Below are 26320 nucleotides of genomic sequence, written 5' to 3'. Positions count from 1 at the left end.
GTCTGGGCCGGGAGGCCTAGGGGCGCGGTGCGGGCACTCCCGCGCCGAACCAGCGGCTCTTGGGCACGTCGGTCTCGGCGCAGAGGGCAAGCCACACGTCGCGCGCAGGGACACCGCCGGCCAGGGCCTGGTCGGCGGTGTTCCCGAGCGAGGTGAGCACGAGGTCGCGTGTCAGCACGCGCCCGTATGACTCACCGAATTCGTCTTTCAACGCCTGACGGAATTCACTGAGTCTCACGAAGCCACCTGGTCGGAGGGGAAGGAGGGGATGGGGAAGCCCGGGGTCAACGAACCATCATGCCGGTGTCGTACGTCGCGACGAGTTCGTCGGGAACGGTGTCGGGGAAACGATCGATTCCCTCGATGACGGCGAGGCGGTCTCCGACCTCACGCATGATGACCGAGATCGGGGTGTCCAGCGCGTCAGCGACGGACGCCAGAATCTCGGATGACGCTTCCTTCTGGCCGCGCTCCACTTCGCTCAGGTAACCCAGGGCCACGCTGGCCTTGCTGGCAACCTGACGCAGTGTGCGCCCTTTCTGCAGTCGGAAGTCCCTGAGCACATCGCCGATTTCCTGTCGTACAAGAATCATCGGAACCTCCTTCTCGTACTTATCAAGTACAGCTACTTGGGTCATGCCGGTGGCGGATGGACAACAGTACTACATCCATCTGACTCCTGCAGACTACCCAGAACGACTGGGGTTTGCTTGTGAATCTGTACGGTGTAACCCAGCGTTTACGCGAACTATTCCGTCGGTAACGTGGCTATCAGCGCACGCACAGCTTCGACGGCCGCCCGGACCGTTTTCGCCCGGATCGCGGCACGGTCACCGGTGAGCTGGAGGGGTACCGCCGAGGTTTCCGTTCCGATCGACAGGCCGAGGTAGACCGTGCCCGGTTGCCGGCCGCCCTGGGGGTCCGGGCCGGCGACCCCGGTCGTCGCGACGCCGATATCCGCGCCGAGACCGCCGAGGGTGAGCCGTCTGCGGGCGCCCGCGGCCATCTGGCGAGCGACCTCCGGGTCGACGGGGCCCTGGGCGGCGAGCAGGGCCGGATCCACGCCGAGAAGGGTGTGCTTGAGCTCGGTCTGGTAGGCGACGATGCCGCCGGCGACGACGACGGATGCACCGGGAATCCTGATGAGTTCGGCCGCGAGCGCTCCCCCGGTCAGGGACTCGGCCACGGCGATGGTGAGCCCCCGGCGGGTGAGCTCGGAGATCAGGGCCGTCGTGGGGTCATCCGCTTCGGTCACACCCGGCTCGTCGGGCACGGCGGGGACATCGGGTACATCGGTCGGATCGGGCGCAGTCGTCACGGATATCAGTTGTCGTTCCGGGACTGTCGCGACACGCGCCGGGCGGCGACGAGGTAGTCGATGCCGGTCGACACGGTCAGCACGAGGGCGACGGCCATGGCCGCGTAGTTGACCCAGTGGATCCAGTCGCCGAGTACGAGCCAGAGCGGCACGAGGAAGAGCGAGATCGCGACGGACTGCATGATGGTCTTGAGCTTGCCGCCGCGGGAGGCCGGGATGACCCGATCGCGGAGCATGACGAAGCGGAACGCGGTGATGCCGAGCTCACGGACCAGGATCACGATCGTGACCCACCACCACAGTTCGCCGAGAATCGAGAGGGCGACGAGCGCTCCCCCGGTGAGCACCTTGTCGGCGATCGGGTCGAGCAGCTTGCCGAGGTCGGTGACGAGGTTGTACTTGCGGGCGATCGCGCCGTCGATCCCGTCGGTGGCGATCGCGAGGATGAAGAGCACGGCGGCGGCCCAGCGCAGGGCGCCGTTATGGCCGGCGTCGGCGAGGAGCATCCAGATGAACAGCGGGGCGAGCAGGATCCGCACGACCGTGATCAGGTTGGGCAGGTTCCAGTTGCTGGAGTGTGCGACGGGTTCGGATGCTGTGGCCATGATCAGTCCCTGCCGGTGAGGTTCCAGGCGTCCTCGTCCGCTGACGACGCTTCCTCCTCAGGGTAGCCCTCGCTCATCTTCGCGACGGGGTCGCCTGCGTAGCGGGGGTCCGGCGCGGAATCGCGGCGGGCATCCGCTTCGTGGGCGGCGTTGGCCTGGCGGGCGGCCGTTGCGGCGTGGTGCTCGTCGTCGGAGCCGCGGAGCAGGGCGAGCACGCTCGGCAGCTGTTCGACCGAGACGAGCACGTCGCGGGCCTTCGACCCCTCGGAGGGGCCGACGATCTCGCGGGATTCGAGCAGGTCCATCAGGCGGCCGGCCTTGGCGAAACCGACGCGCAGCTTCCGCTGCAGCATCGAAGTCGAACCGAACTGGGTGGAGACGACGAGCTCGGCCGCGGCGAGGAGCACCTCGAGGTCGTCGCCGATGTCGGAGTCGATCTCCTTGCGCGGCGCCTCCATCGAGACGTCGGGCCGGTAGTCGGGGCGGGCCTGCCGGGTGACGTGCTTGACGACCCGTTCGATCTCCGCCACGCTGACCCAGGCGCCCTGCACACGGATGGCCTTGGACGCGCCCATCGGCAGGAAGAGAGCGTCGCCCTGGCCGATGAGCTTGTCTGCGCCCGGCTGGTCGAGGATGACCCGGGAGTCGGTGACGCTCGTCACCGCGAACGCGAGCCGGGACGGCACGTTGGCCTTGATCAGGCCCGTCACGACGTCGACGCTCGGACGCTGGGTGGCAAGCACGAGGTGGATGCCGGAGGCGCGGGCCAGCCTGAGTGATCCGCACAATCGAATCTTCGACGTCGCGCGGGGCGACCATCATCAGGTCGGCGAGCTCGTCGACGACGACGAGCAGGTACGGGTACGGCTTGAGGGTGCGGGCGCTCCCCGCCGGGAGCACGATCTCGTTGCCGACGACGGCCTTGTTGAAGTCGTCGATGTGGCGGAAGCCGAAGCTCGCTAGGTCGTCGTAGCGCATGTCCATCTCTTTGACGACCCACTGCAGCGCTTCGGCGGCCTTCTTCGGGCTCGTGATGATGGGGGTGATCAGGTGCGGAACGCCGGCGTACGCGGCGAGCTCGACCCGCTTCGGGTCGATCAGCACCATGCGCACGTCACTCGGCTGGGCGCGCATCAGCAGGCTCGTGATCATCGAGTTGACGAAGCTCGACTTGCCGGAGCCGGTCGAACCGGCGACGAGGAGGTGGGGCATCTTGGCGAGGTTGGCCACGACGAAGCCGCCGCCGACGTCCTTGCCGACGCCGATGGTCATCGGGTGGGTGCTGTTCGTGGCCGCCGCGGAGCGGAGCACGTCACCGAGGGTGACGATCTCGCGGTCGGTGTTCGGGATCTCGATGCCGATCGCGCTCTTGCCGGGGATCGGCGAGAGGATGCGCACCTCGTTGGACGCGACCGCATACGACAGGTTCTTGCTGAGGGCGGTGACCCGCTCGACCTTGACGCCGGGGCCGAGTTCGATCTCGTACTGGGTCACCGTCGGGCCGCGGGAGAACCCGGTCACCCGGGCGTCGACCTGGAACTGGGTGAGCACCTCGGTGATCGAGGTGACGATGACGTCGTTGGCCGCAGAGCGCGCCTTCGCGGGAGGCCCGGCGGTCAGGGTCGTGTTCGACGGCAGTTCGTACGGCACGGCAGGGTGGTCGCCGGTGTCCGGGTGCAGCGGATGCCCGTCCTCGCCGGGTACGGCACCGGTCGCCCCCGCCGAGCCGAGGCCCTCGAGTCCCGGAAGCACCTCGGTCAGACCCGCGGCCGACGCTGAGCCCGGGTCGCCGGTGGCTTCGTCGTCGTGCAGGCCGAAGTCGGAGCCGCGCGGCACGTCGATCTCACCGGTGGAAGCGTTTGATGGCGTCCTCAGCACGGAGGAGGTCCTCGAGCACCTCGGTGCCGTAGTGGTCGCCACCGGCGCCGCCGCCGGACAGCCCGACCGAGAACGGCGCGGCCGGTGTCGGTACCGGGGACCCGTCCGCGGGGGCGATGGCGCTGTCGAAGCCGCCGCGGCCGTCGCCGCCGAGCAGGGTGCTGAGCGGATCGTCGCCGGCCCCTGATCCACCGTCGCCCGCCTTCGAACCGTGAGCACCGGCATCCGACACGAGGGCGCCGCCGAAGTCGGGGTCTTCCTCGCGCTTACTGTTGTTGCGTCGCCACCAGGGCAGGGCGCTGTTGCCGTCCGGCTCGCCGTCGATACCGTCGAGTTCGACCTGCGCGGTCTTCTCGGCGCGCTCGAGTTTCGCGGTCTTCGCCGCCGCGCGCTCGTCCTCCGTGGAGAGCTCTGCACCGAACAGCCACGCGTAGAGCTCGCGCGAACGCTGGCCGATCCGGTTCGGCGGGGTCTTGGTGATGATCAGCAGGCTCAGGGTGAGCAGCAGGATGATGACGACGGTGGCGCCGATCGCGGTCGTAAGGGCGATGAGCGGGGCTGCGATCATCCAGCCGATCACGCCGCCGGACAGGGCGAGCACGTTCATGCCCTGGGTGGGCGTCGGCTGGCCGCCGTAGACGTGGCAGAGCCCGGAGACGGAGACGAGCAGCAGGCTCAGGCCGATGCCGATGCGCCCGTTGTCGTGCACGGAGCCTGGGCTTGCGGAACAACCAGATCGCGAAGACGAACAGGATCACCGGCAGGGCGAACGCGACCCGGCCGAACAGCCCGCCGAAGGTCCAGGCGTCGAAGTTGCGTGCGATCGCGTTGTCGATCAGGAACCATTCGACGACAGCGCCGGCCACGGCGAGCAGAACGAGGAAGAACGGCAGGCCGTCGCGGCGTTCCTCTTTGGAGAGCTTTTCCGGGCCGAGAGCGCGCGCTGTTGCGCCGGCGACGTGGGCGAGGGCGAGCCAGGAGCGCACGAAGAGGCCGGGTTCGGTCTCGACCGCGGCGAACTTGACCGTCTTCTGGGCTGTGGTGCGGGCAGCCGGCTTGCGCGCGGGCGTACCGCGTGCCGGCGTGTTGCGGGCGCGCCCGGTCGACTTAGTGCTCGTGGCCATGGACTCCACGGTACCGCCGAGCCGCCGATTCCGCGTGAGCCCACGCGGTCGTGATCGAGGCGCGGCTTCCCCGGGTTCTCGCGCCCGGCATCCGTTTCGCCGGCACGCGCGAACGTAAAGTCGGAGATTTTCGCGACACGCCGGCATCCGTGGCCGGGCTCACGGCGTGTCAGAGATTTCTCCGACTCTGCGGCGCACGGCGGCCGCTGCCGGTACGGGTTCGGGGGCTAGGCCTCGATGACGAGCGGCACGATCATCGGGCGGCGGCGGAACGTGACGTTGACCCAGCGACCGACCGTGCGGCGCACGATCTGCTGCAGTGCGTGCGGGTCGCGCACCCCGTTCTCGGCGGCCTCGGCGAGCGCCGCCCGGATCTTGGGCAGTACCGCATCGAAGACCGCGTCGTCCTCCGCGAAGCCCTTCGCGTGGATCTCCGGTCCGACGATGACGTTGCCGGTCTTGGCGTCGACGACGATGATGATCGAGATGAATCCCTCCTCTGCGAGGGTGCGCCGGTCCTTGAGGTCGGCTTCGGTGATCTCGCCGACCGTCGAGCCGTCCACGTAGACGTAGCCGAGGTCGAGCTGTCCGACCTTACGCACGACACCGTCCCTGAGGTCGAGCACGGTGCCGTCTTCGGCGAGGATCACGTTCTCCGGCGGCACCCCGGTCTCGGCGGCGAGCTTGGCGTTGGCGACGAGGTGACGGTATTCGCCGTGCACCGGGAGCACGTTCTTCGGCTTGAGGATGTTGTAGCAGTAGGTGAGCTCCCCCGCGGCCGCGTGGCCGGAGACGTGCACCTTCGCGTTGCCCTTGTGCACGACGGTGGCGCCGAGCTTGGTCAGGCCGTCGATGATGCGGTACACCGCATTCTCGTTGCCGGGAATGAGTGAGCTCGCGAGGATGACGGTGTCGCCTGGACCGACCTCGACCTGATGGTCCTGGTTGACCATCCGCGCGAGCACGGCCATCGGTTCGCCCTGGGAACCGGTCGACATGTAGACGATCTTGTCGTCGGGGATGCTTCCGGCCTTCTTGAAGTCGACGAGCACCCCTCTCCGGCACGGTCAGGTAGCCGAGGTCCGCCGCGATGGTCATGTTGCGCACCATGGAGCGGCCGAGCAGGGCGACGCGGCGCCCGTTGGCGTGCGCGGCGTCGAGCACCTGCTGCACCCGGTGCACGTGGCTCGAGAAGCTCGCGACGATAACCCGGCGCGGAGCCCGGGCGATGACGTCGTCGAGGACGGGACCGATCAACCGCTCCGAGGCGGTGAAGCCAGGGACATCCGCGTTGGTGGAGTCGACGAGGAACAGGTCGACGCCCTCGGTGCCGAGCCTGGCGAACTCGCGCAGGTCGGTCAGGCGGTGGTCGAGCGGGAGCTGGTCCATCTTGAAATCGCCGGTGTGCAGCACGGTGCCGCCCGCGGTCTTGATCGCGACGGCGAGGGCATCCGGGATGGAGTGGTTGACCGCGACGAACTCGAGATTGAACGGGCCGAGCCGCTCGGTCTGCCCCTCGGCGACCTGGAGCGTGTACGGCACGATCCGGTGTTCCTTGAGCTTGGCCTCGATGAACGCGAGGGTGAGCCCCGAACCGATCAGAGGGATGTCCGCCCGCAGCTTGAGCAGGTACGGCACGGCGCCGATGTGGTCCTCGTGCCCGTGCGTCAGCACCACGCCGAGGATGTCGTCGAGCCGGTCCCTGATCGGGCTGAAGTCCGGCAGGATCAGGTCGACGCCGGGCTGGTGCTCCTCGGGGAAGAGCACACCGCAGTCGACGATCAGGATCTTGCCGTCGATCTCGAACGACGTCATGTTCCGGCCGATCTCGCCGAGGCCGCCGATCGGAATGATCCGGAGCGTTCCCGGTTCGAGTGTGGCCGGTTCGTAGACGTCGATGGGCATGAGCCCTCCTCGTGGATCGGTGTGCTGGCTAGCGGGTGGTTCCGGCGATCTTGGGCAGGGCCCCGCCGGCGGCGGCATTGCGGTCCGGGCGGAAGTTGGAGAAGTCCACACCGGGGATGTTCTTGACGAGGTCGATTTCGTCCTCGATCTCGGCGGCTTCCCATTCTTCGGGGCCGACGAGGGGCAGCCGCACGCGGGGGCTCTTGATGCGCCCGAGACCGTGCAGGATGTACTTGGCGGCGACGGTTCCGGGCACGTGGGTCATCACGGCGCGCACGAGCGGCTCGAGCTGCTGGTGTGCGGCGGTCGCGGTCTTCAGGTCGCCCGCGTTGACGGCGTCGACCATCTGCCGGTATGGCGTTGCCGCGATGTTCGCTGTCACGCCGATCAGTCCGGTCGCGCCGATGGAGAGGTGCGGAAGCACGTTGGGGTCGTCGCCGGAGAAGTACAGCAGGTCGGTCTGGTTGAGCACGCGGCTCACCTGGGCGAGATCGCCCTTGGCGTCCTTGACGGCGAGGATGTTGGGGTGCTTCGCAGCACGCAGGAGGGTCTCGTACGCGATCGCGACGCCGGTGCGGCCGGGGATGTCGTAGAGGATCACGGGCAGGTCGGTCGCGTCGGCGATCATCCGGAAGTGAGTGAGGATGCCCGCCTGGGTGGGCTTGTTGTAGTACGGGGTGACGATCATGTTGCCGTCGGCGCCGGCCTTCTCGCTCTGCCGGGCGAGCTGCATGGCGTGCGCGGTCTCGTTCGAGCCGCCGCCCATGATGATCTTCGCGCGGCCGCCGGCGACGTCCTTGCCGACCTCGACGAGGCGCAGTTTCTCCGCGTCGGTGAGGGTCGAGGTCTCCCCCGTGGTGCCCGTGACGACGATGCCGTCGGCGCCCGCCGTGATCACGTCGTCGATGTGCTTCGCCACACCCGCCCAGTCGACCTCGCCGTCGGCGGTGAAGGGAGTTACCAGGGCGACGAGGACCTGGCCGAACGGATTCTCAGACATAGACACGTGGACAGGCTATCGCCTTGCCGACGTCCGGCGGCAGCCCCGGCGGCGTTAACCGGCCTTCTGGGCACAGGACTCGTCCGGATGCCCGAAGATCAGCCAGCTCGGAAGATCGCTGAGAAAGGCGGAACGTACCGCGGCACTGCGGGCGAGGGTCCAGTCGACACGCGCCCCGATCTCGGTCTCGTATTTCTCCCACTCGAACCAGTTGATCATGTGCAGTCTGGGGAATCTCGTCGCCGTGTCGGCCGAGAACACCTGGCGCCACCAGGCCTGCTTGATCGCCAGTTCCTGGGCCGGATCTCCCCCGGACACCACGAGTGCCGCGGTTTCCGGGATCGCGACGGGTTTGCCGTGCCCGTCGCCGTAGACGCCGTAGAAGTCGGGCGTTGCGGTTTCGTCCCCGGCGAGTCCGGCGTAGGTTCCGGTGAGCTGGGCGGCGAACTTGCCTGGCTCCGGCACTTCGTCCTCGCCCCAGGGGTAGGCGGATCCCCAGTGGTAGAGGGACATGCCGACCCAGTCCACCACATCGTCTCCGGGGTAGTACGGCAGGTAGGGGTCGTCCCTCGTGGTGAGCGTGCCGTCGCCATCGGTGTCCAGAGCGGTGAAATCGGGCGTGCCCGGCTTCGCCGCGTACGCTCCCCGGCGAAGGGATAGCCGCCGCCGTAGTTCGGCGCCCACATCATCGACGAACCCGGGGCATCCCGTTTCACGGCGTCCGCGACCCTGCGGAACGCCGCGATGTATTCCGTCGGCTGCTGGCCCCACTCGTACCAGGAGCCGTTCATCTCGTGGGCGAACCGCACGACGACGGGCACGCCGCGGGTGTTGAGCCCGCCGAGCAGGGCGCCGAGATCGTCGGCCACGGCAGGGGTGACGGCCGCAAGACCCGCACGGGGTTCGAGGGTGAGCAGGAGTTCGCCGCCGTTGGCGAGCACCTGGTTCGCGGCCGCCCCGACGTTGGCGCGGTCGTCCGCGCTCATCGGCAGGCCGGCGAAGGAGACGGCGACCGCGGGACGGAGGCCGCTGCCGCTGAATTCGGCGAGGGTCTCGGCGCCCCAGTCCAGGTTGACCCCGAACAGGACACCCGTGCGCGGAACCCGGTCGGTCGTCCCTGTGACCGCGCACGAAACCGTCGGAGACACCGGACCGGGCGCCGCTGTGCAGCCGGCGAGGAGCGCTGCGACGCTGATGACCGCGCCGAGAGCGGCGGGATGGCGGAGGGCGCGGGAGGGACGCGCCCGGGGATTGTGAGGCGCGAGTACCACCCTAACGGGGGGTACCGTCCGTAATCTCTCGTCACACGAAGATTCGTCGCTGACGCGCCGCGTAACGTCGACCCCATGAACCCCTTCGGCGCCGCACTCGTCCTGGTCGCCCTCGTTGCGGTCGCGACCGTGCTCGGCCTCGTGTACCGCTCGCGCCAGGGGTTGTTCCGCGACGTGGCCGACGACGAAGCGACCGTGCTGACCCCCGCGGATGTCGGCAGCCAGGTCCCCTTCGGCGCCGCGGCCACCCTCGTGCAGTTCTCCACGGAGTTCTGCAGCCGCTGCCCCGGCACCCACCGGCTCCTCACCCAGATCGCCGACGGCCGTCCCGGCGTGGCCCACGTCGACGTAGACCTCACCCACCGGGCCGACCTCGCGAGCCGCTTCGGCGTTCTGCAGACCCCGACGACCCTCATCCTCGACGGGGCGGGTCGCGTGCACGCCCGCGTCGGCGGTCCGCCGCACCGGGCAGATGTCCTGCGTCACCTCGACCACCTCGCCGGACCCGAACCGGCGAATTTTCCCACCGCGTCACACCTGCCAGGGAGCCCTCATGCCCAGTGATTCCGTCTCGAACCACGCACCCACGCCAAACCAGGCCGCTCAGCCGCGACGCGCGCCTGTCGACCCGCGCGGCCCGCGGTTCAGCGCTGCGATCACGGCCGTGCTCCTGCTCGTCGTGATCTTCCTCTCCCTGACCGGGGCATCCGTTGCCGCGCTCTCGCTGCTCGCCGTGCTCGCGGTGCTCTTCGCCTGGGGCGCATTCGCGGGAGTCGGCCGGCACCCGTACGGCCTGCTGTTCAAACGATTCGTCCGCCCCCGCCTTGCACCTCCCGCCGAACTCGAAGACGCCACTCCGCCGACCTTCGCCCAGGGCGTCGGCCTGTTCGTGTCCGTCATCGGAGTAGCGCTCGGACTGTTCGGCCTTGCCCCCTTCGTCGGGATCGCCGCAGGTCTCGCGTTCATCGCCGCGTTCCTGAACGCGGTCTTCGACTACTGCCTCGGCTGCCAGCTCTACCTGCTGCTCGTGCGCGCCCGCGTGCTCGGCCGCTCCCCAGCCGCGGCCTGAGGCACCTGGACCCGGCTCCCTGCCAACTCCCAGACTGAGCCTGCCCCTCTGAGTGGATGCCCGGTTAGGCTGGGGCTTTCACACCCAGGAGGTAACACCGTGGCACTGACCAGCGAAGCGTCAACCGTCTGGACCGGAGACCTCAAGTCCGGCCATGGCACCGTCTCACTCGACTCCTCCCACGCCGCCGAATTCCCGGTGACCTGGAAGGCACGCAGTGTCGGCAGCCCCAACACCACCAACCCGGAGGAACTCCTCGGCGCCGCGCACGCCGCGTGCTTCTCGATGGCCCTCGCGAACGGGCTCGGCGCGGCCGGGCACACCCCGGAGAACATCCAGACGACCGCTGCCGTGACCTTCGAGGCCGGCGTCGGCATCGTCGGCAGCCACCTGCTCGTGAGCGCGAGCGTACCCGGCCTCACCGAGGAACAGTTCGCGGCGTTCGCCGAAGACGCGAAGGCGAACTGCCCGGTATCGAAGGCCCTCGCCGGAATCCCGATCACGATCGAAGCGGAACTGGCCTAGGCGCGGGGCGCGCCCGATGCGCGTACTGATCGCCGGAGCCTCCGGGCTGATCGGCACGGAACTCGTCCGCCAGCTCGGCGAGGCCGGCCACACCGTCGCCCGACTCGTGCGCCACCCGGCGACCGGGCCCGACGAGGTGACCTGGAACCCCGCCGTGTTCGACATCGACCCTGCCGCCCTCGATGGGGTCGACGCGGTCATCAACCTCTCCGGGGCCTCGCTGGCCCGGCTGCCGTGGACCAACGCGTACCGCACCGAGATCCTGGCCTCGCGCACCCACGCGACACGCACCCTCGTCGAGGCGATCCGGAGGACTCCCACCCCACCGGCGGTGTTCCTGAGCGGTTCGGCCGTCGGCGTGTACGGCGACCGGCCCGGTGAGATCCTCACCGAACGGTCCGCTCCCGCCGACGACTTCCTCGCGGCCGTCGTCGAGGCCTGGGAGGCCGAGGCACTGCGCACACCGGCGCCGACCCGGGTCGTCCTGCTGCGCACCGGGCTCGTCATCGCGAGCGGCGGGGCACTGAAACCACTGCTCCCCCTCGTCAGGCTCGGGCTCGGCGGCCCGCTCGGCCACGGCACCCAGCACTGGCCGTGGATCAGCCTGCACGACGAGGCCGCCGCGATCGTGCACCTGCTCGGCTCGAGCATCAGCGGCCCGGTCAACCTCGCCGGACCTGCTCCGGCGTCGGCGAACGATGTGATCCGGGCGGTGACGGTCGCACTGCACCGTCCGTTCTTCCTGCCGGTGCCGGAGTTCGCACTCACGCTCGCTCTCCGCGACGCCGCCCGTCAGCTGCTCCTCGCGGACCAGCGGGTGAGCAGCGCCCTGCTGCAGGGCGACGGCTTCGTGTTCCGGCACGGCTCGGTCGCCGAGGCGGTCGACGCGATGCTCGCAGAGGCGACCCGGCCGCCCGGCTCCACCGACTGATGTAGCCGCCACGCCCCACCCTCATTCGGGGGTGATTTTCCCTCGTTTTCCGCTACGCTGATGCTCAGGTCGCACCATCGTCGAGGGAGGCCGTCAGGCCGGACGTCGGGGGTAGCAGGTGCAGGTTTCCAGAGCACGCGCCTCCCGATCCCGAGTTCGACGGATGGCCGCGGCACTTGCCATTGTGCTGGCGCTTGCGCTTCCCCTTGCCTCGCCGGCCACGGCCGCACGCGCCACGCCCACAACCTCGGCACCGGCACCGGCCACAGCCACAGCAACAGCAACAGCAACAGCAACAGCAACAGCAACAGCAACAGCAACAGCAACACCGGAACCTGCGCAGACGCCCGCCGTGACGGCGACGCCGACTCCCGCGACGGACGGCGCTCACGTCAGCCTCGAGCCGACCGCCGGAGCGTACTTCGGGTCGATCATCGACTGGAGCAGTGACAGCGCCACCGAGCAGGCGTCCCGCCTCGGCTCCCCGAGCGCCTTCTACGAGCACTCCGTCTCGATGCCGATGTCGGACGCCGACACGAGCTACAGCGCCCAGTTCCTGCAGAAGACGAACGGGGCAGGCTCCCTCGCGCTGCTCACCATCCGCCCGACCGTGCCGCTGCTGTCCATCGACGCGGATGCCGCTGCCCGGCTGGTCGACGGCATCGCGGCCGCGCGGGGTACCAGCACGGCCCCGCTGTACCTGCGCTTCGCCCCCGACATGAACAGCACCTGGGTGTCCTGGGGGCAGCAGCCCTCCGCATACCGTCAGGCCTTCGCCGCCGTCGCCGACGTCGTGCACCGCCGCCTGCCCGGGGCCGTGATGGTGTGGTCGCCGAACTGGGGAGGCGGGTATCCGTTCACCGGTACCCGGGCCGCGGACACCGACACGCTCCGCGAGCTCGACACCAACCGGGACGGCTCCGTCGACGGCGGCGACGACGCGTACTCCCCGTACTACCCCGGCCCGGTCGCGGACTGGGTGGGGCTCTCGGTCTACCACGACGACACCGCGGGCGCCGATGCGCGCAACACCGTTCCTCGCGACGGCGAGCTGCTCGCCCGCCTCGGCTCACCCGCCGCAGACGCCCCAGCCGACGACGACTTCTTCGGCCGGTATTCGACGGCGACCGGCAAACCGTTCCTCCTGGAGACCGCGGCGTTCTACAGCCCGTCCGCGGGCGGCCCCGGCGAACTCGAGGTGAAGCAGAACTGGTGGCGCCAGGTCTTCGCCGCCGTCGCCGACCCGCGGTATGCCACCCTCAAGGCCGTGCTCTGGCAGGACACCACGGCGACCCGTGCGGTCGTCGGCGGGACCTTCGTGGACTGGAGCGTGACGCTCGGCGACAGCACCCGAGCCGCCTTCGCGGCGGACCGTGCCGCAAGTGACCTCACGCTCGGACCGCTGTTCGCGCCGACGACGACGAACGAGGCCGGGGCATCCGCCACCGGGCAGGGGCTGACCATCGGCGGCTGGTGGGCCTGGCTCGTGGCCGCACTCGTCATCGGCGTGGTCGCGGTGCTGTTCGCGCTCGCGGTCGCCCGGCGCGGCCGGTCTACGCTGAGCTATGACGGCCCGGCCGACCGGGACCTGCGCATCGACCTGATGCGCGGCCTCGCGATCGTGTTCGTCGTGGTCAACCACATCGGCCTGGTCTCCCTGTTCCAGGAGATCACCCAGGAGGCCATCGGTGTAGTCTCCGGCGCCGAGCTGTTCGTCTTGTTCGCCGGCGTCGTGCTGGGCATGGTCTACCGGCCCAAGATCGCCAGGAGCGGCATCGGCGAAGTGGTCATCCGCACCAGCCGGCGCGCCTGGAAGCTGTACTACACCGCCCTCGGAGTGGTGATCCTGATCTTCGCGGTGAGCAGGCTGCCCTTCGTCAACGCTGACTACCTCACGACGTTCACCGACCAGGGCACCGGGGCGCGTGGCAGTTCGGCGTCAGGCCACGTCTACGATCTCTACGCCAACGCCGGGCAACTGCTGACCTACCCGGTGAACCCGCACATCCTCCTCGACCTGGCACTCCTCCGGCTCGGGCCCTGGCAGTTCAACGTGATGGGACTGTACGTCGTACTGCTCCTGGTCTGCCCGCTCGTGCTCTGGGCGCTGTCGAAGCGGTGGTGGGTGCCGGTGCTCGCGCTCAGCTGGGGCTTGTACGTGTTCAACGCCGTCGCTGAGGTGCGTCTGTTCCCCTCCGAGTTCGAGGACTCGTTCCCGCTCCTGACCTGGCAGGTGCTCTTCGTCACCGGAATCGTGGCCGGGTACCACCGTTCGGCCCTGCTCCGCTGGTTCACCTCGAGGTGGGGCCTCGTGGCCGCTGCGGCGATCGTGCTGCTGCTGTTCTCGTGGAGCAACCCGTACCTCCCCAGCGCATACTCGGTCCGGCTCGGACTCGTTCCGGAAACCCTCTTCCGCTCGATCTACGGCGCGTTCTTCGGGCGCACGAACCTCGAGCCCGGTCGTCTCCTCAACGTGATGCTCGTGGTCGTCAGCCTCTACGCCCTGGTCAGCGCATACTGGCGGCCGATCACGCGCACCCTGGGCTGGTTCCTGATCCCGCTCGGGCAGGCCACCCTGTACGTCTTCATCATGCACGTGTTCTTCGCCCTGATCGCCGCTAACATCCCGGCACTCCAGGACGGGAACGTCTGGCTGAACACCGGCGCATACGTCGTCATCCTGGGCCTGCTCTGGGTGATGGTCAGGACCAGGTTCCTGTTCCGGATCGTGCCGCGATGAGAGGGGTGCTCCCATGAGCCGGATGCTGGCACTGCGAATCGTGGTCGTGCTCACGCTCGCGCTCGGAATCAACTACGTGGCCTGGCGCTGGCTGTTCTCGCTCAACTGGGACGCGTGGTGGATCGCCGTGGCCCTCGTCGCCGCCGAAACGTACAGCCTGATCGACGTCAGCCTGTTCGGCATGATGATGTGGCGCGCGTACACCCGGCCCGCGCCGCCGGCGCCTGCCGCGGACGCGACCGTCGACGTACTCATCGCCACCTACAACGAACCGATCGACCTCGTGATGACGACCGCACTCGCCGCACGGGAGATCACCTTCCCCCATCGCACCTGGGTGCTCGACGACGGCGCCCGGCCGGAGCTCGCGGCGGCCGCGGCAGCCGCCGGCATCGACTACCTCTCGCGAGGAGCCGAATGGATCGACCGGCCACGCCACGCCAAGGCGGGAAACGTCAACAACGCGCTGATGGAGACCCAGGGCGAATTCCTGCTCATCCTCGACGCCGACCAGATCCCCCGGCCGGAGATCCTCGACCACACCCTCGGCTACTTCACCGACGACAAGGTCGCGCTCGTGCAGACCCCCCAGGTCTTCAGCAACGTCACGATCGAGGACCCGCTCGGCAGCCAGGCGCCCCTGTTCTACGGCCCGATCCAGCAGGGCAAAGACGGCTGGAACGCCGCCTTCTTCTGCGGGTCGAACGCCGTGCTGCGGCGGGAGGCCCTGATGCACCTCGGCATTCTCGGGTACGTGCGCGAGGTGGAGAGTTCCGTCCGCACCGCGCTCCGGGACGCGAACCGTGTGGTGCGGGGTGCCCGCCGGCATCCGGCCGCCCGCACCCCCGCGGTCGCGCACGCCCTCACGGAAGTCACCGACGCGATCAGACAGGCGCGCGCCGCGATCCGGCGCGACGAGCCGCTCGCCGAGGTCACGTTCCTGCTGCACGAGCGGGTGGATGCCGCAGCCGCCGGCATCGTGGTCAATGATGTGTCGTCGCTAGCGGACGACCTGCGCGAGATCGGCGAGTTGGGCGGCGGACCGGAATCTCCGTACCTGCTCGACGTCGAGGAGACGATCGCGAGGCTGGCCACCCGCGAGCTCTCACCGTTCAAGGCCCTCGAGGCCGTGCGCTCCGCCCTCGACACGATCGCGATCGACCGCGGCCACGAGGCCCAGCCGGTGATGCCGCTCGCGACCATCTCGGTCACCGAGGACATGGCCACGTCGATGCGGCTGCACGGCCTCGGCTGGAAGAGCGTCTACCACAACGAGCTGCTCGCCGACGGGCTCGCCCCCGAGGACATCGGCACGATGCTCACGCAGCGGCTGCGCTGGGGCCAGGGCACCATGCAGGTCTTCCTGCGGGAAAACCCGCTCCTGCAGTGGAAAATGAGCGTGCCACAGCGCCTGATGTACTTCGCCACGATGTGGAGCTACCTCTCCGGGTACGCGGCGGTCATCTATTTCGCGGCACCGATCGTCTTCCTCATTTTCGGGATCCTGCCGGTGTCCACCAACGCCTGGGACTTCTTCCTGCGGTTCATCCCGTTCATGATCGCCAACCAGGCTCCCTGTTCTTCGTCGCCGCGCGGGGCATCCCCACCTGGCGAGGCCAGCAGTACAGCCTCGCCCTGTTCCCGGTGTGGATCGACGCCTGCACCACCGCCTTCAACAACGTCGTGCTCGGCATCCCGCTCAACTTCGCCGTGACGCCGAAAACCAGGCAGGCTCATACCGGACCGCAGTGGCACCTGATCAAACCGCAGATCACGGTGATGGTGCTGCTCGTCGTCGCGATCATCGTCGGCTGTGTGCGCCTGTTCGTCAACGGCGCCGAACCGATCGGCACCGGAGTCAACATCTTCTGGGCCGTCTACGACCTCGTCGTCCTGAGCGTGTTGTTCAAGGCGGCCACGTATCAAGGCTTCACCCCGGAAGCCGCAGAAGAGGAGCACCCAGAGCAATGAATTTCCGGACTGAAACGATAGCCGGCAACGTGGCGGCCATTCGCGCGGACGGCCGACTCAACATGGTCTCCGCGCCGCTCTTGCGCGAGGTGGTGTCCGCAGCGATCACCGCGGGGACGGTGCGGATCGTCGTCGACCTGAGCGGGGTCGACTTCATGGATTCGTCCGGGCTCGGAGCACTCATCGGCGGCCTGAAGGTCGCCCGGCAGGCCGGTGGGGATCTCCGCATCGCCGGCGCGACGCCGCAGGTCGCGCTCGTGTTCGAGCTGACCCATCTCGACCGTATCCTGCAGAACCATGCGACCGCCGAGACCGCGTACCGTGACTGATTCCGACACGACCCTGGCACTCAGCACGCCACCCGACGACATCGACACCGTGCAGGACTTCGTGCAGCGCGTGCTCGAGCACCACACCGACATCGTCGACATCGACCGGTTCGCGTTCGAGACGGCCCTCGTCGAACTCGCGTCGAACGTCATCCAGCACGCGGCAGCGGGCACCGGCATCACCTGCGTCCTGTCGATCCACGCGGACGACCACGAGCTCAGCGCCCGGATCAGCGACACCGGAACGGCCGGAGCGGTGACGCTGAGCGGACCCGCACTTCCCGAGGACCTCGCGGAGTCGGGCAGGGGGCTCGCGCTCATCCAGATGCTTGTCGATTCCGTGCACTTCGAACGGACCGGTGACCGCAACGTCTGGACCATCTCCCGCGCCCGGCATCCGCTGCCCTGACGAATTCGACGGAGTTTTTGGGGCAGGGTCAGGCGGCGGCGCGCTCGAGGGCGATCGCGGTGCGGATGGCGCCGCGGGCGCGCTTACGGTCCCCGGAGGCGTCGTACGCGAGGCCCAGCCGGAACCAGGCCTTCCAGTCCTCCGGCGCCGCGTCGACGGCGTCACGGTACTGCGGGAAGTCCGCGTCGGCCGCGTCCCTCACCGGGCGCCCGCTCGCGCGGATCGGCAGCGTCTCGACCGGGAGCTCTCCGCTCGCCTCGAGCAGGTGAACGAGCCGGGCCGAGCGGGAGCCGAAGGTGACCTCGAGCACGAGCGCCCAGATCCCGATCAGGGGCAGCACCAGCAGCGCCACGCCGATCGCGATGCCGACCGCTTCGCCACTCTGCAGGAAAAGCACTGCACGCCAGCCGACGAGCACCAGGTAGAAGGCGAGCAGGATCGCCATCATGCCGGCGCCGATGCGACCCTTCATTCGAAGACCTCGGAGTCGGCGTCGATCTCGGGCACGTTGTCGAGGTCGGGTTCCGCGGCGATGGCAACGATCGGCATCGGCGGGGTGGGGGGCGCGCCGAGGCCGAGGTCGACGACCTGGTCGAGGCCGACGGTCACGCCGACGGCCGTGCGGGCGGCGTCGAGGGCGAGCAGGATGCCGCGCCGGTACGCGTTGGCGGACAGCGTGTTGTGCGAGATCGTGACGGTCTCGCCCGCCCCGCCGAAGATGACGTCCTGCCTGGCGAGCACGCCGTCGAGGCGGAGGCTGTGCACGGGAACGCTCGACACCTGCTGGCCGCGGGCGCGCTGGTCGTTGTGCGGTGCGGACACCGGGCCGAGCTCGGTGCGTGCGAGACCGATGAGTTCGGCGGTGCGGACCGCCGTGCCCGAGGGAGAGTCGACCTTCGCGGCCTGGTGCGTTTCGACGATCTCGATCGAGTCGAAGAGCCGGGCGAGCATGGCAGAGACGGCGGTCGCGACGACCGAACCGATCGAGAAGTTCGGCACGATCACGACGCCGGTGTCGTCCCGGCCGCGGATCCGTCGCTCGAGGGTCGTGATGCGGGCCTGGGACCAGCCGGAGGTGCCGACGAGCACCCGGATGCCGTTGTCGACGGCGAAGTCGACGACGCTCTGGCTCACGCCCGGCAGGGTGACGTCGACGACGACATCCGCCCCGAGCATGTCGGAGAGCGGGCTGCGCGAGTCGAGGCCGGCGTGCAGCCGGTACCCCTCTGTCTGGTCGACGAGCTCGCTGATCAGGCGGCCCATCGTGCCCGTAACGCCGACGATGGCCACCCGTGTTGTCATACGACTAATCTACCAACCGGCCATCCGGCAATCCGGCATCCGGACGCCGAACGACCGGGCGCGAACTGGGCAGGCCGGGTTCTCCGACGTAGCCTTGTGGCATGCCAGCGACCCCGACAGCACCAGGCCCCGTCTTCCGCGAGGTATCCGTGACGGATGCCGGTTCCCTCGCCCTCCTCACGGCCTACTTCAGTGATCGGCAGTCGAGCTTTCCCGCCGACCAGGGCGCCTACCGTACGACTTTCCCGGTGGCAGGGGACTTCCTGCCACCGCAGGGTGTCTTCCTGCTCGTCGGCGAGCCGAGCGGGAACCCGGAGCAAGCCTGGGTCGGGTGCGGCGGCATCCGTCGGATCGGGGATACACCCGCCGAAGGCGCCCGCTACGAGGTCAAGCACCTCTGGCTGCAGCCCGGCACCCGCGGGAGGGGCTGGGGGCGGGCGCTGCTCGCCGAACTCGAGCGGCGGGCACGCCTGTTCGGAGCTGCCGAGCTCGTTCTCGACACGAACGCGAGCCTGCAGGCCGCCGGCGCGCTCTACCGGAGCGCCGGCTTCGAGGACTGCCCGCCGTACAACGACAACCCGAACGCCACCAACTGGTACCGGAAGGGCCTCGCTCGCAGCTAGGACGGGGTCTCGCCGGCTAGTACAGCAGCGGGTCGGGCAGTCCGGTGCGCATCTCGACGGGCAGGTGCCCGGTGTCGTTGTGGGTGACGAGAGTCCACGGGCGGCCCGGCTTCTGCAGCAGGACGGTGAGGCCGCAGTTGGCCTGATTGATACTGATCCAGCGCCAGTCCGGAGCCCCGAGAACCGCGCGCACGAACCAGCCGATGACGAAGTTGTGCGTGATCAGCAGTTCGTGGCGTTCGCCCCGGCGGGGCTGCAGGAACTCGGCGACCGCGTCGTCCATCTGGGCACGGCCGGCCTCGATTTCCTCCTCGGTGACTGCCCCAAAGAACGGGGCGTATGCGGCGGGCGTCTCCGGCGCCATCCCGGTCGGGATGCAGTCGAAGAGCAGCGGGGAGGGCACCGGGGTGAGCGAGGGCAGCCGGCCGGCGACGATCTCTGCGGTCTCGGCCGCGCGCTGCAAGGGCGAGTGCCAGGCGTCGGTGAACGGCACGCCGCCGAGGCGTTCCGCGATCAGCTGCGCCTGCCGTTTGCCGCGCGCCGAGAGCGGCCCGTCGGGCAAGCCGTGTTCGGCATCCTGTTGCTCGCCGTGGCGAACCAGGTAGATGTAGTGGGGCAACGGGATCTCTTTCGGTTCGGGGCGTTCGGCCGCACGGCCGGGTATACAGGGCCAGGTGCCCGTTGGATCAGGGCTGGGCGGAGGCAGGCACGATTCCTGCGAAGACGTCGTCGTCGAGCGCACCGACGGCGGCGATGGAGAGCGGGCCGGCGGCGAGTTCGACGGCGAGGGCCTGCACGTCGTCCGCGGTGACCCGGGCGAGCCGGCCCAGCGCCACATCGAGGTCGACGAACTCGCCGAGGGTGATCTCGGCCCGGCCGAGCCGGGACATCCGAGTGTCGGAGTCCTCAAGGGCCAGTGCGGATGCCCCGGAGAGCTGCCCGGACGCACGCCTCATTTCGTCGGCGGTCACGCCGTACTCGGCCAGCCGGTTCAGTTCGCTCAGCAGCAACTCGGCCACCTGGCCCGCTTTCGCCGGCGTGCAGCCCGCGTACATCCCGAACAGGCCGGCGTCGGAGTAGCCGGGGGCGAATGAGTACACGGAATACGCGAGCCCGCGCTTCTCGCGCACCTCCTGGAACAGGCGGGAGGACATGCCGCCGCCGAAGATGGAGGTGAGTACGCTCATCGTCACACGGCGATCGTCGGTGGCGAGCAGCCCGGGGAACCCGAGAAGCAGGTTCGCCTGCTCGAGGGGACGCCGCACGACCGTGACCGCGCTGCCCTGGCGGATCTCTGCTGGCTGCCCGTTGCGACGCCCGACCGGTGAGGCGTTCTCGTTGAGGTCCCAGCCCGCACGGTACAGCGCCCGCGTCACGTCGGCCACGAGCACGTCGTGGTCGACGGCGCCGGCGACGGTGACGACGAGGTCTTGCGGACGATAGTTGGCCCGGTAGTGCGCGAGCACGGCCTCCGGGGTAGCCGCCCTGATCGTGTCGGGGTTGCCGCCGATCGGGCGTCCGAGCGGATGCTTGCCCATCACGGCTTCGAAGAAGCGCTCGTTCGCGACATCCGCCGGATCATCGTCGGCCATGGCGAGTTCCTCGAGGATCACCCCGCGTTCGGTCTCGAATTCGACCGGGTCGATCGTGGACGAGGTGAGCATGTCGGTGAGCACCTCGACCGCCATCGGCAGGTCGCGGTCGCGCACCTTCGCGTAGTAGCAGGTGTATTCCTTCGCGGTCATCGCGTTGTGCTCTCCGCCGACCGAGTCGAAGGCGATCGCGATGTCGAGGGCGCTGCGCGTGGCCGTGCCCTTGAAGAGAAGGTGTTCGAGGAAGTGGGTGGAGCCGTAATGTTCCGGCTCTTCGTCGCGGGAGCCGACGGCGACCCAGTAGCCGATCGTCAGGCTCCGGCTGCCGGGGACGTGCTCGCTGAGGATGCGGACACCGCTCGGGAGCACGGTCCGGCGCACGACGGATTCACCGGCTGCTTTAAAGGACAACTCGGCGAGGGTGAGGGGAAATTCAACGGCGCTGTTCATGACATCACCACCCTACGTCACGGTACCGACGGCGTCAGAGTGCCTTGCGGAACCGGATTCGAGCGCTGGGCGGCGTCGGCGTCAGCGCGAGGCAGCGAGCCCGGACACTCGTTCGAGATCGACCATGTCGCTGCGGGTGAGCCGGATTCCGGCGGCCGCGATGAGGGCATCCACCTGGTCCGGCTGGCTGGCACCCGCGACGGGTGCGGTCACCCCGGCCTGGGCGAGCAGCCACGCGAGCGCGATCGATGCAGCCCCGGTATCGTGGTCGGCCGCGATGCGGTCTACGACGCTGAGGACCCGCAGCCCGGGCCTGCTCAGGTGCTTCGCGGCGCGGGCATCCCTCGTCGTGCTGTGCAGGTCGGCCTTGGAGCGGTACCGACCGGCCAGGAAACCGTGCGCGAGGGAGAAGTACGGCAGCACCGCGAGACCCTGGGCCCGGGTCACGAGGGACAGCGAAGACTCGTAGCCGGCGCGCCGGAGCAGGCTGTACTCGGTCTGCAGGGCGACAAAGCGCGGCAGGCCGTTCGCGGCCAGGATGCGCGCCTCCATGAGGCGCTCCCCGGAGAAGTTCGAGGCAGCGAGGTACCGCACCTGGCCGCTGCGCATCAGCACGTCGACGGCGCCGAGGCTCTCCTCGAGCGGAACGGTCGGGTCGTCGAAGTGGAAGTGCAGCAGATCGATGTAATCGGTGCCGAGCCGGTCGAGCGACGCCTGCACGGCGCCGATGATGCTCCGGGAGGACAGCCCGGGGTTGTCCCGGTTCTTGCCGATCTTGGTGGCGATCACGGTGCTGTCGCGCGCCTTGCGGGTGCGCAGCCAGGACCCGATGATCACTTCGCTCCGCCCGGAGGTGTAGCTGTCCGCGGTGTCGAGGAAGTTGCCGCCGAGCGCGCGGTGCCGGTCGAGGATGCGGTGGCTCGTCTCGCCGTCGGCCGTCCAGCCGAAGACGCTCGAGCCGAGGGCGACCGGGTGCACGGAGAGGTCGGTGTCTGCGATGGTGCGCCGAGCGCCGACACGCGGAAGGCGCCCGTCGGGCTGGACCGGGATCGAGACGGAGATCGGCGGCGGACCCTGGAGCCGGTGCGCGACGACGTCGGACGAGGCCGCGTCGCGAGTGCGCTCGGAATCCTGAATGCCTGGCTGGGTCATCCGTCACTCCTTACCGCTACTGCGTACCGCTACTGCTGGGTTTGGCCCCAAAGCTGAGAGTAACCCGCGATTCGGCAGACGGAAAGGACACGCCGGAACCGTTATCAAAACGGATGCTGGGCATCTGCCGCGAGGTCGCCGCGCCACGCCGGATAGAGTTGTACGGGAACGATTCCGGTTACGGCCTTCTGAGCAGGCGTGAGCCCGAACGAATCAGCCGCGAAAGAAGGATCCATGACGCAGCCCACCACCGGCGTGCCGACGACCGGCGCACCCGCGACCGAGATCACCGCAGAGGCGCGCAGGCGCCGCACCTTCGCCGTGATCAGCCACCCCGACGCGGGAAAGTCGACCCTCACCGAAGCACTCCTCCTGCACGCGCACGCCATCACGACCGCGGGCGCGACCCACGGCAAGGCGGGCCGACGCGGAACCGTGAGCGACTGGATGGCCATGGAGCAGGCCCGTGGCATCTCGGTGACGAGCGCGGCGATCCAGTTCGAGTACCGCGACAGCGTGATCAACCTCGTCGACACCCCCGGCCACGCCGACTTCTCCGAGGACACCTATCGGGTCCTGTCCGCCGTCGACGCCGCCGTGATGCTCGTCGACGCGAGCAAGGGTCTCGAGGTGCAGACCATGAAGCTCTTCGACGTCTGCCGCCAGCGCAACCTCCCCGTGATCACGGTGATCAACAAGTGGGACCGGCCCGGGCTCGACGCCCTCGCCCTGATGGACGAGATCCGCACCCGCACCGGGCTCCTTCCGACGCCGCTGACGTGGCCGGTCGGAATCGCCGGGGACTTCCGGGGGTCATCGACCGTTCGACCGAGGAATTCATCCGCTTCACCCGCACGGCGGGCGGCGCGACCGCCGCCGACAGCGACCGGGTACCGTTCGATGTGGCAGCGGCTCAGGAGGGGGAGGCCTGGGTCACCGCGACCGAGGAATCCGAACTGCTCGGCGAAGAAGACCAGGATCACGACGAGGCCAGGTTCCTTGCCAACGAGACAACGCCGGTGCTGTTCGCCGCCGCGGTGCTCAACTTCGGCGTGCAGCACATCCTCGACACCCTCGTGGACTTCGCCCCGGCGGCGGAGGCCCGTGTCGACGCGGCCGGCGGGCACCGCGCCGTCGCTTCGCCGTTCTCCGGCTTCGTGTTCAAGGTGCAGTCGGGCATGAACGCCTCACACCGGGACTACGTCGCGTTCGTGCGGGTGTGCTCCGGCCAGTTCCGCCGCGGAATGATCGTCACCCACGCGGCGACCGGCCGGCCTTTCGCGACAAAGTACGCCCAGCACCTCTTCGGACGCGAACGCGAAGTGGCCGACGAGGCCTGGCCCGGCGACATCGTCGGGCTCGTCAACGCGTCGGCGCTCCGCGTCGGCGACTCGATCTTCGAGAGCGAACCCGTTGAGTTCCCCCCGCTGCCGATGTTCGCTCCCGAGCACTTCCGTGCCGTGCGCTCCGCCGACAGCAGCAAGCACAAGCAGTTCCGGCGCGGCATCGACCAGCTCGACCACGAGGGAGTCATCCAGGTGCTCCGCAGCGACCTGCGCGGGGACCAGGCCCCGGTGCTCGGCGCCGTCGGCCCGATGCAGTTCGAGGTCGTCGAGGAACGCATGACACACGACTTCGGCGCCGCGATCCGTTCGGAATCGCTCCCGTACCAGATCGCCCGCCGCACCAACCGGGAGAGCGCCGAGATCCTCGGCCACGACAGGCAGGTCGAGGTGCTGATGCGATCCGACGGCACCCTCCTCGCCCTGTTCAGCACCCCGTGGCGGCTGCGCAACACGGTCCGCGACCACCCGGAGCCTGATGCTCGAGGACCTCGCCGCCGGCGCCCTGGAGCCGGCACCCGCCGCGTAGTCCGGGCCCGGGGCATCCGCTCCCCCTCGTTGAGTTGCGGGGAAAACACCCTCGCCGAGCCCGGGAGGGTGTCTTTCCCGCAACTCACCCGCGCCGCAGGGTCCTCGTCAGCGGGTCATGCTCCTCGGCGGCACCGGGAAGCTGTCCCCGCCGTACTTCTCGTTGGCAACGCTCATGACATCCGGCCACATCCGGTGCCGGGCGGTCGCGGCCTGGCCGCTGTCGAAGTACGTCGTCCGCTGGTCACGGCCGTCGCCCGACACGTTCACGACCCCGACGACGGTGGCGACCTTCGTGCTCGCCCCGCTCATCCAGGTGTCCTTGTTGTCATCTGTGGTGCCGGTCTTGCCGATCATCGGCACCCGTGGCGTGGTGGCGCGGTAGGACGACGCCGCCGTTCCGCTGGTCATGACCCGTTGCATGGCGTAGTCCATCGCCGCGGCGACGTCCGTGCTCACGGACTGGGCGCAGTTCGACGTCGGCGCGGGAATATCCGCGCCGTCCGGCCCGGTGATCTTGTCGATCACGATGGGCGTGCACGTCACGCCGTTGTTGGCGATCCCCGCATACGCTGCCGCCATCGTGAGGGGCGCGATCTCGTTCGTGCCGAGAACGGATGCCGCACCCTGTTCGAGCGCATTCCCGTCGGCACGGTGCACACCGAATGCTTCGGCCGTCTTGCGGATGGCGCACAGGTCGAGTTCCTTCGCCATGCCGATGAAGCCCGTGTTGATGGATTGGATGGTCGATTGCAGCGCCGAGCTGTACGAGCCGTTCTCGGACGAGGAGTCGTTCTTCGGGTTGAAGTCCGGGTAGGACTGCGGGCCGTTGCAACTGTCCTCGAAGGTGCCCCAGTTCGACCGGGGCCGGGAACTGACGGAGTCGGCCAGGGAGTGACCCGTGTTGAGCCATTCGGCGAGGGTGAAGACCTTGTACGTGGACCCGGTCTGGAAACCGTTGGAGCCGCCCTGGTCGAGGTCGGTGTTGTAGTTGATGCCGCTGTAGTTGTCACCGGTCGCCTGCACGGCCGGGTCCTGGCTGTAGTCCTTGTTCTGGGTCATGTCGAGCACCCGCCCGGTGCCGACCTCCACACTCGTGATGACCCCGCCGACGTCCCACCCGGGGAAGGTGTCCGGCACGTTCTCCTTCATCGTGGTCTCTGCTGCGATCTGCAGGTCCAGGTCGAGCGTCGTGGTGACCTGGTAGCCGCCGAGCCGGAAATTGGCCAGGCGGGTCTCCGCGTCCTTCCCGAAGGCGGGATCGGTGCGGAGTGTGTGCACGACGAGGTCGCAGAAGTAGGCGCTGCCGCCCGCGGTCTGGCAGCCCGTGCTCGGTTCGGTGATGGTCGGCTCGATCGGAGCATTGATCGCGGCGTCGTGATCTGCCTGGCTGATCTTGCCGTGCTCGAGCATCGCATCGAGGATGTAATCGCGCCTGCCCTTGTTGTCGGCGTAGCCGTTGGCCGCCCCGTTCGTCGCGCTGTCCGGCTTGTCGAGCTGGAATTTGACCGGGTTGTTCACGATCGCGACGAGGCTCGCGGCCTGCGGCAACGTGAGGTTGGCCGCCGTGGTGTTGAAGTAGTAGCTCGCCGCGGATTCGATTCCGTAGACGGAGCCGCCGAAGCCCGTGATGTTCAGGTACTGGCGCAGGATCTCGTCCTTGGAGTACTTCTTCTCGAGCCCGATCGCGAGGCTCATCTCCTTGAGCTTGCGGTCGGGGCTCGCCTCGGTGGCCGTGTTGTAGCAGTCCGCGCGCTCCGTGTCGTCGGTGAGGGCTTCGCACTTCTGCACGAGCACGTTCTTGACGTACTGCTGGGTGATCGAGGAGCCGCCCCGGGTGGTGCCGGTGAAGACGGTCGCGACGATGCCCGTGACGGTGCCCCAGATGTCGACGCCGCCATGTTCGTAGAACCCGGGGTCTTCTCCGGAGGTCGCAGCGTCCTTCACGAACGGGCTGATCGCGTCGAACGCCACCTCGACCCTGTTCTGGTCGTAGAACGACGCAAGCAGGCGGGACGAGCCATCGCTCGTGGTCGCGTAGAGGTTGCTCTTCTGGGACAACCGGCCGATCTCGAGGTCGTCGGGCAGGTTCACGACTACGACGGTCACAACGGTCGCGATGACGGCGACGATGACTCCCATCGCGATCAGGACGATGGAACGACGGCGGAGTCGACGGCCCTTCTTCCTGCTGGACGATGAAATTGTCATGGTACGACTATGGCTTCCGTTTCTGGACGAGTGGTACGAAGAAG

20 protein-coding genes and 5 pseudogenes are annotated in these 26320 nt (G+C 68.7%); 10 read left to right on the top strand and 15 right to left on the bottom strand.

Annotated features, from left to right (window positions below):
• Window positions 1-16: 16 nt before the first annotated feature.
• The 9 genes and pseudogenes from KIV56_RS17495 to KIV56_RS20010 form a co-directional block, all read right to left on the bottom strand.
• On the bottom strand, window positions 17-238 hold the full coding sequence (locus KIV56_RS17495; RefSeq protein WP_134446951.1) for a DUF3046 domain-containing protein: 222 nt from the start codon (window positions 236-238) through the stop codon (window positions 17-19).
• Between the two features lie 46 nt (window positions 239-284).
• Window positions 285-593 carry a helix-turn-helix domain-containing protein gene (locus tag KIV56_RS17490; RefSeq protein WP_134446949.1) on the bottom strand — a complete coding sequence of 103 codons (309 nt, stop codon included), beginning with the start codon at window positions 591-593 and terminating at the stop codon, window positions 285-287.
• 155 nt (window positions 594-748) lie between these two features.
• Entirely contained in the window at window positions 749-1255 is a 507-nt protein-coding gene (locus KIV56_RS17485; protein ID WP_281536209.1) for a CinA family protein, read from the bottom strand.
• A 68-nt stretch (window positions 1256-1323) separates the two neighbouring features.
• The gene (gene pgsA, locus KIV56_RS17480; RefSeq protein ID WP_281534412.1) at window positions 1324-1923 is read right to left on the bottom strand and encodes a CDP-diacylglycerol--glycerol-3-phosphate 3-phosphatidyltransferase; all 600 of its coding nucleotides are present in this window, start codon (window positions 1921-1923) and stop codon (window positions 1324-1326) included.
• A 2-nt stretch (window positions 1924-1925) separates the two neighbouring features.
• A pseudogene (locus KIV56_RS17475) lies at window positions 1926-4925 on the bottom strand (DNA translocase FtsK 4TM domain-containing protein).
• A gap of 227 nt (window positions 4926-5152) precedes the next feature.
• Window positions 5153-6830 (bottom strand): annotated as a pseudogene (locus KIV56_RS17470) (ribonuclease J).
• Window positions 6831-6858: 28 nt separating this feature from the next.
• Window positions 6859-7836: a 4-hydroxy-tetrahydrodipicolinate synthase gene (gene dapA, locus KIV56_RS17465; RefSeq protein WP_281534411.1), complete on the bottom strand. Its 978-nt coding sequence runs from the start codon at window positions 7834-7836 to the stop codon at window positions 6859-6861.
• Between the two features lie 48 nt (window positions 7837-7884).
• Window positions 7885-8514, bottom strand: a complete 630-nt coding sequence (locus tag KIV56_RS17460; RefSeq protein ID WP_281536265.1) for a hypothetical protein — start codon at window positions 8512-8514, stop codon at window positions 7885-7887.
• 101 nt (window positions 8515-8615) lie between these two features.
• Window positions 8616-8816: pseudogene (locus KIV56_RS20010) on the bottom strand (hypothetical protein); the annotation flags it as partial.
• A gap of 360 nt (window positions 8817-9176) precedes the next feature.
• On the opposite strand from KIV56_RS20010, the gene KIV56_RS17455 reads away from it, so the two are divergent.
• The 8 genes and pseudogenes from KIV56_RS17455 (at window position 9177) to KIV56_RS17420 (ending at window position 17075) form a co-directional block, all read left to right on the top strand.
• Window positions 9177-9665 carry a TlpA family protein disulfide reductase gene (locus KIV56_RS17455; RefSeq protein WP_281534410.1) on the top strand — a complete coding sequence of 163 codons (489 nt, stop codon included), beginning with the start codon at window positions 9177-9179 and terminating at the stop codon, window positions 9663-9665.
• The gene (locus KIV56_RS17450) at window positions 9655-10170 is read left to right on the top strand and encodes a DUF4395 domain-containing protein (protein ID WP_281534409.1); all 516 of its coding nucleotides are present in this window, start codon (window positions 9655-9657) and stop codon (window positions 10168-10170) included. The genes KIV56_RS17455 and KIV56_RS17450 overlap by 11 nt, the downstream gene beginning before the upstream one ends.
• A gap of 99 nt (window positions 10171-10269) precedes the next feature.
• Window positions 10270-10695 carry an OsmC family peroxiredoxin gene (locus tag KIV56_RS17445; protein WP_281534408.1) on the top strand — a complete coding sequence of 142 codons (426 nt, stop codon included), beginning with the start codon at window positions 10270-10272 and terminating at the stop codon, window positions 10693-10695.
• Between the two features lie 16 nt (window positions 10696-10711).
• Window positions 10712-11626 carry a TIGR01777 family oxidoreductase gene (locus KIV56_RS17440; RefSeq protein WP_281534407.1) on the top strand — a complete coding sequence of 305 codons (915 nt, stop codon included), beginning with the start codon at window positions 10712-10714 and terminating at the stop codon, window positions 11624-11626.
• A gap of 352 nt (window positions 11627-11978) precedes the next feature.
• Entirely contained in the window at window positions 11979-14366 is a 2388-nt protein-coding gene (locus KIV56_RS17435) for an OpgC family protein (protein ID WP_281534406.1), read from the top strand.
• 13 nt (window positions 14367-14379) lie between these two features.
• Window positions 14380-16337, top strand: a pseudogene (locus KIV56_RS17430) (glycosyltransferase).
• Complete coding sequence (locus KIV56_RS17425; RefSeq protein WP_281534405.1) at window positions 16334-16666, top strand: STAS domain-containing protein; 333 nt, start codon at window positions 16334-16336, stop codon at window positions 16664-16666. The pseudogene KIV56_RS17430 and the gene KIV56_RS17425 overlap by 4 nt, the downstream one beginning before the upstream one ends.
• Window positions 16659-17075, top strand: a complete 417-nt coding sequence (locus KIV56_RS17420) for an ATP-binding protein (RefSeq protein ID WP_281534404.1) — start codon at window positions 16659-16661, stop codon at window positions 17073-17075. Before KIV56_RS17425 ends, KIV56_RS17420 begins: the two co-directional genes overlap by 8 nt.
• Before the next feature lie 28 nt (window positions 17076-17103).
• On the opposite strand, the gene KIV56_RS17415 is transcribed toward KIV56_RS17420, so the two are convergent.
• Window positions 17104-17547 (bottom strand): tetratricopeptide repeat protein, encoded by a 444-nt coding sequence (locus KIV56_RS17415; RefSeq protein WP_281534403.1) that lies wholly within the window; start codon window positions 17545-17547, stop codon window positions 17104-17106.
• Window positions 17544-18377, bottom strand: a complete 834-nt coding sequence (gene dapB, locus KIV56_RS17410; RefSeq protein WP_281534402.1) for a 4-hydroxy-tetrahydrodipicolinate reductase — start codon at window positions 18375-18377, stop codon at window positions 17544-17546. Before dapB ends, KIV56_RS17415 begins: the two co-directional genes overlap by 4 nt.
• Before the next feature lie 101 nt (window positions 18378-18478).
• Here dapB and KIV56_RS17405 point away from each other — a divergent pair, with 101 nt between their 5' ends.
• Entirely contained in the window at window positions 18479-19000 is a 522-nt protein-coding gene (locus KIV56_RS17405; RefSeq protein WP_281534401.1) for a GNAT family N-acetyltransferase, read from the top strand.
• A gap of 16 nt (window positions 19001-19016) precedes the next feature.
• On the opposite strand, the gene KIV56_RS17400 is transcribed toward KIV56_RS17405, so the two are convergent.
• From KIV56_RS17400 to KIV56_RS17390, 3 genes are all read right to left on the bottom strand, one after another.
• The gene (locus KIV56_RS17400; protein WP_134446926.1) at window positions 19017-19619 is read right to left on the bottom strand and encodes a histidine phosphatase family protein; all 603 of its coding nucleotides are present in this window, start codon (window positions 19617-19619) and stop codon (window positions 19017-19019) included.
• Between the two features lie 67 nt (window positions 19620-19686).
• Window positions 19687-21042, bottom strand: a complete 1356-nt coding sequence (locus tag KIV56_RS17395; RefSeq protein ID WP_281534400.1) for a M16 family metallopeptidase — start codon at window positions 21040-21042, stop codon at window positions 19687-19689.
• A gap of 81 nt (window positions 21043-21123) precedes the next feature.
• Window positions 21124-22194 carry an aldo/keto reductase gene (locus tag KIV56_RS17390; RefSeq protein ID WP_281534399.1) on the bottom strand — a complete coding sequence of 357 codons (1071 nt, stop codon included), beginning with the start codon at window positions 22192-22194 and terminating at the stop codon, window positions 21124-21126.
• 234 nt (window positions 22195-22428) lie between these two features.
• Here KIV56_RS17390 and KIV56_RS17385 point away from each other — a divergent pair.
• A pseudogene (locus KIV56_RS17385) lies at window positions 22429-24011 on the top strand (peptide chain release factor 3); the annotation flags it as partial.
• Window positions 24012-24173: 162 nt separating this feature from the next.
• Here KIV56_RS17385 and KIV56_RS17380 read toward each other — a convergent pair.
• Window positions 24174-26276, bottom strand: a complete 2103-nt coding sequence (locus KIV56_RS17380) for a transglycosylase domain-containing protein (RefSeq protein WP_281534398.1) — start codon at window positions 26274-26276, stop codon at window positions 24174-24176.
• Window positions 26277-26320 lie beyond the last annotated feature (44 nt).

It is taken from the genome of Cryobacterium breve (assembly GCF_027594785.1).
Classification (GTDB): Bacteria; Actinomycetota; Actinomycetes; order Actinomycetales; family Microbacteriaceae; genus Cryobacterium; species Cryobacterium breve_A.
This window is presented reverse-complemented; position numbering and strand designations above follow the sequence as displayed.